The sequence below is a fragment of the Rhodonellum psychrophilum GCM71 = DSM 17998 genome (assembly GCF_000381545.1).
GTDB classification, from domain to species: domain Bacteria; phylum Bacteroidota; class Bacteroidia; order Cytophagales; family Cyclobacteriaceae; genus Rhodonellum; species Rhodonellum psychrophilum.
The window spans coordinates 1-5,125 of the sequence record NZ_KB906712.1; the positions used below are offsets into that span (position 1 = coordinate 1).

4 protein-coding genes are annotated in these 5,125 nt (G+C 45.7%); 1 reads left to right on the forward strand and 3 read right to left on the reverse strand.

Annotated elements, in window-relative coordinates:
• A partial coding sequence (locus F824_RS26585; RefSeq protein ID WP_019596364.1) for an integrase core domain-containing protein occupies window positions 1-250 on the forward strand: 250 nt, incomplete at its 5' end.
• Window positions 251-351: 101 nt separating this feature from the next.
• Here the strand turns inward: F824_RS26585 and F824_RS28105 are convergent.
• The 3 genes from F824_RS28105 to F824_RS0125285 all read right to left on the reverse strand — a co-directional run.
• Complete coding sequence (locus F824_RS28105; RefSeq protein WP_019600730.1) at window positions 352-480, reverse strand: hypothetical protein; 129 nt, start codon at window positions 478-480, stop codon at window positions 352-354.
• Window positions 481-562: 82 nt separating this feature from the next.
• On the reverse strand, window positions 563-1,525 hold the full coding sequence (locus F824_RS0125280) for a PorP/SprF family type IX secretion system membrane protein (RefSeq protein WP_019600731.1): 963 nt from the start codon (window positions 1,523-1,525) through the stop codon (window positions 563-565).
• 80 nt (window positions 1,526-1,605) lie between these two features.
• Window positions 1,606-5,125 (reverse strand): MBG domain-containing protein (locus F824_RS0125285; RefSeq protein ID WP_019600732.1); only part of this gene is annotated, 3,520 nt, incomplete at its 5' end.

Below are 5,125 nucleotides of genomic sequence, written 5' to 3' on the forward strand. Positions count from 1 at the left end.
ATCCTGCTATGAAAATGCGATGGCAGAGAGTCTGAACGGGGTTATAAAAAACAAATATCTCCGATTCAAAAACATCAACAACCTACCTGAACTGAGTAGGGAACTTGACCATACAGTCAAACTCTACAACTCCTCAAAACCGCATTCGACGTTGGCTAGAATGTCACCAGAAATGTTTGAAAAAAAATGGATATATTCACAGAGCCAAACAAGAGCGAAGATGACAGAGTCAGTCGACGCAAATGATTAAAATGGTGGGGCATCGAGCCCCATCATTTTAAGGCCAAACAAAAGCTCAGAATCGAGATGTAATCTATACAATATCCCTGAGTGTGCAGTTAACAAAAGTGGTCAGTGGATTTCAGGCATCGTCATTTTCGGTCTCCCGTCTCCCGTCTTCCGTCCCTCTTCCAACTTCCGTCTTCCGTCTTCATTTTCGGTCTCCCGTCTCCCGTCTCCCGTCCCTTCCCCACCTTCCATCCCTTTTCGCAGCAAACACAAAAAACTAACCCTTAACCAGACAACCAAACCTCCTTTTATCCTATGTCAAAGAAATTCCAGGTTACCAGATCAAAACCTCGTCCTTTGTGGTCCTGAAATTCTTTCGGAAAATTGGAAAAACGGCAAGAAACTCATGTGTGGTATTGGGCAAAAGGTACGATTTACTACTCGGCAATTCGTAGACATAGCCGATTCTGACAACAGGGAAAATCAATCCCAATTGGAAATTGTTTGCATAATTTACCCTGTGTCCTGCACCAAGCCAGATTTTGTCCATCAATATGGCTTTGAGGTTAAACTCCGTATTGTCCGGGAGATCATTTTGAAAACGGTGCATAAGGTTTAAGGCTAGCCCAAAATTCTCTGTGACCATACTTCTATATCCTGCCTGTATGACCGAAACCGGCGCTTTTCTTTCCATAAAGATATCTCCAGAACTCAGGGCACCTTGGTTGATATTGTGCATGGCATAGGAGACATAAAATTTTTGGTGGGTCAATGCCATGCCGATGTTTAAATCCAACACTTGCATATTGGCAAAGCCATTGACATACTGTCCCATAACGGGGTCATTGGACTGTTCAGCGTTCAACTGGTTTCCGTCGAGTCTGACAGTATTGTAATTGACTCCCATCCCCAATCTCAAGTTCGTGTTTTCGGAAATCCGAATCCTTGATGCATAACTTAACATCAATTCAGTATCGACAAAAGCGCCATAGCTGTCATGCATCAGGTTCAGCCCCACGGAATTTGTCCCCGCTGCTTTTGGGTTTGCGCCGGAATTAAAATCTGCCACATCAAACTCCAAGGAAGCAAAGTAGGTTTTAGGAGCCCCTTCAAAGCCTGCCCACTGGTCCCGGACAAATCCCCTGAAGTTGGATCCTTCATATCCTGTTAGTGCTGGGTTATAATAGTTTTGAAGATGACTGAATTGGCTGACATATTTGCGACTCTGCGCAGACGCTTCAATTCCAATCAGAATAGTAAGTAAGGACAGAAGGAGAGTTTTAGTAAAATTGACCATGATAAAATCTGTTTAATTTTTTTTTGGGGTACTGAATTTTAGAGAAGGTGGGGGAGAGCTTCCCCCACCTTTTTGGATATTTATTTTCGGATGAGATTAACGATTCCTCGTCTGGACTGGCCCGTCTCCTGGACTTCCAGAACCCAGTAATATGCGCCTATCGGAAGTTCTTTTCCGTCCAATGTTCCGTCCCATCTTTTGTCAGGATCATTGGTCACGAACACTTGCTTTCCGCTTCTTTCAAACACCCTGATGGTAACGCCCTGATAGAATCTCAGTTCCTGAACTCCCCATGTTTCATTGACTCCGTCACCGTTTGGTGTGAAGCTATTGAAGACCTCTATTTCAGATACCGATTTTCTAAGCCGTCTTATTTCAAATACCTTCTCAAAAGCATTCCCATCCCTGTCGGCAACCGAAACTGTCACGGAGAAAGTATCGCGTCCTGGTACTTGATCAGCACTGCTCCAGAAGAGTATTCCGTCGATGAGCTCAAAGTACTTGTTGTCACCCACATGGGTTGGTAAGGAAATCTGATGGATGTTGTCATAGGGATCTACCACACTCAATCCTCCTACGGGGATAAAGAACACTGTCGTAGATCCTTCGAAGGTATTGTTGCTAAGCAGCACATCGGATGGAGCCGTCTTGCCAAGAACTTTGACAAGGACAGAGACTTGGTGGTTTCCTTCGTTGAGGATGCTTTGCGGTAAGACCAAAGTTCCGGTGATGGCATAGTCTCCTCTTGCAAGGATATTCAGATTGGTCAAGTCCCAGATCACCTCCATTTCCAAGAGGTTTCCGTCCCCAGTCAGAACCGTAATTGTCTGAGGCAAATCAGGCATGACGTTCCAAGGAGTTTCTATATCGGCAGGACTGATGACTGTTGCAATTTTGGCAGGGAGGATTTCAAATCGATCTCCCTGGAACTTGATGCTATAGTTTTTGCCAGCCTGAACTGTACCCAATAGAATTTCATAGTTTCCTACCGTTTCTCCTTTTTCTCTTGCCAAAACTCCTGAAATCAAGTCCATACCGTCAATCAATCTGAAGCCAATAACACTGTACCCAAAATCAGGGTCATCTGTTCCAAAGATTTTGGATTGATTCGAATCTGCTGCCACTGTAAGTGTCGCGGGAGTGATGTCCAAGATGCCATTCTCAAAAGCGATCTCATAATTGAAGTCAATTGCTCCCGAAACCTGGATCGTGTATTGGCCCACAGCAGTATTTTCAGACGCCTCGGTCGAAATGCCGGGAGATTGAGAAGGTGCAAGGTCTCCATTTACCAAACCTTCATATACAAAAGTCAATTCAGGGTTTGTCTCACCATAAATTCTGGTTTTGTTTTCTGCTCTGACAGTCAATTGCGCAGGAAGGATTTCCAAATCGCCTTTTTCATAGCTGATGGAGTAATTCGGGTCAATCGCTCCAGTGAGCAGGATGTCATAAGTACCCACAGGAGAGCCAACAAGTGCGCTTGTGGTTGCCATAGGTGAATTTGCCACCTTTGCATCCCCATTGACTAAGCCAATATAGCTGAATGTTAGTTCAGGATTTTCTTGACCATAGGCTTTCAGTTTGTCATCCGCTTTGATGGTCAAATCTGCCTTTCCAATGGAAAGCGTTCCATCCACCAATGTGATGGAATAGTTTGGATCGGAACCTCCCGAAAGTGTGATTGGGTAAGTGCCTGCATCAGAGTTAGCCCTTGCTGAAGTGCTTATCGTCGGAATGGAGGAGATTGAAGTTTCATCATTGGCCAATCCAACATATTCATAAGTTAAAATTGGATTTTCCTGACCATAAGATTTGGACTTGCTGTCTGCCGAAATGGTAACCGCTTTTGAAGTCACTTCAAGATTTCCCTTCACATACATCAAAGTATAATTTTCAAGTCCTGAACCTTGTGCATCACTAATTTGGATTTCATAGTTTCCAACCTCTGCTTTAGGCAAAGTGCCGCCAGAGGTGATGGTCACTTTTTCGACAACATCATCATTCATGATTCCACTTACCCTAAATTCAGTTCCTTGGAAGGAAAGGCCCTCACCATAAACCTTCGAATTGTCATTGGCAGTGATGGTAAGCGTCTGCTTGCCTATGGTGAGCTGACCATTTACATAAGTGATGTTGTAATTGGAAAGGCCTGTACCTACTGCATTGGATCCGATGATAGGATAAGTACCAATTTCGGCACTTGCGCCAATTCCTGCTGAAGCCAGGGACAAAGAAGTTACCTGGTCTGGCTGAACCAATCCTTCAACGCTAAATTCATTTCCGGTTAAGGCAATGGACTCCCCGAAATTTTTTGTGGTGTCTCTTACAGTAATGGTCAAGGATTTTGGTGTGATGTCAAGATTGGCACCGCTAAAGGCAATGGTATAGTTGCCACCGGCCGAGAGCGTTCCCTGTTGGATTGCGTAAGTTCCAACCGTTTCACCAGCGTCCCTTGCGAGTGTTCCACTCAGGATATCTGCCTTGTCTTCTCCCTCAAATCCGGTTGCTTGGTAGGTGAAGATTGGATCGGCAGCACCATAAACCTTGCTTTGATTTGGAACCGTTCTTATTTCCAACAATGCCGGAGTTACTGTCAGGTTGGCCTTTATTGCAACCGTGGTGAAATTCGACCCGGTGATGGTTGCAGTGACTTCCTGTGTCCCAACTAACGTCCTACTGTTTGCGGTGTAGGCCACACTTGATCCTTCAGGAAGCGTTCCAGTAATGGCGAGTGACTTGGCAGTTCCATCATAGACAAAGCTTCCATCTGTAAATTCGATTCCGCTTACTGCAGCAATGGTGATCGTGAGGTCTGCTGTAAGCACCAACTCCTTAAAGTTCGGGCCCGTGATGGTTGCCGTCACTTTCTGTGATCCCACATTCGTTCTGGAATTGTCAGCATAACTCACGCTTGCTCCTTCCGGAAGTTCGCCAGCTATTGCTAGCGACTTGGCCGAACCGTCAAAGACAAAGCTTCCGTTTCCGAAAGTGATGCCTTCGATTGTGGCCGGTGTGATTGCCAAAGTTGCGGTCAGTACCAGTGTGGTGAAATTGTCACCTGTGATCGTTGCGGTTGCCGTTTGGCTTCCGACATTGGTTAGGCTGTTGTTGCTGTATGCCACTGAAGTTCCTTCCGGAAGTTCGCCAGCTATCGCAAGCGACTTGGCCGAGCCATCAAAGACAAAGCTTCCGTTTTCGAAAGTAATTCCTTCGACAGTTGCCGGTGTGATTGCCAAAGTAGCGGTCAGTACCAGTGTGGTGAAATTGTCACCCGTGATCGTTGCGGTTGCCGTTTGGCTTCCGACATTGGTCAGGCTGTTGTTGCTGTATGCTACCGAAGTTCCCTCAGGAAGTATTCCTCCAATTTCAAGCGACTTGGCTGTGCCGTCAAATACAAAGCTTCCGTCCTCGAAAGTAATTCCTTCGACAGTTGCTGGTGTGATTGCCAAAGTAGCGGTCAGTACAAGTGTGCTGTAATTGTCACCCGTGATCGTTGCGGTAGCCGTCTGACTTCCCACATCCGTTCTGGAATTGTCAGCATAACTTACGCTTGTTCCTTCCGGTAAAGTCCCGGTAATCACTAGCGACTTGGCCGAACCG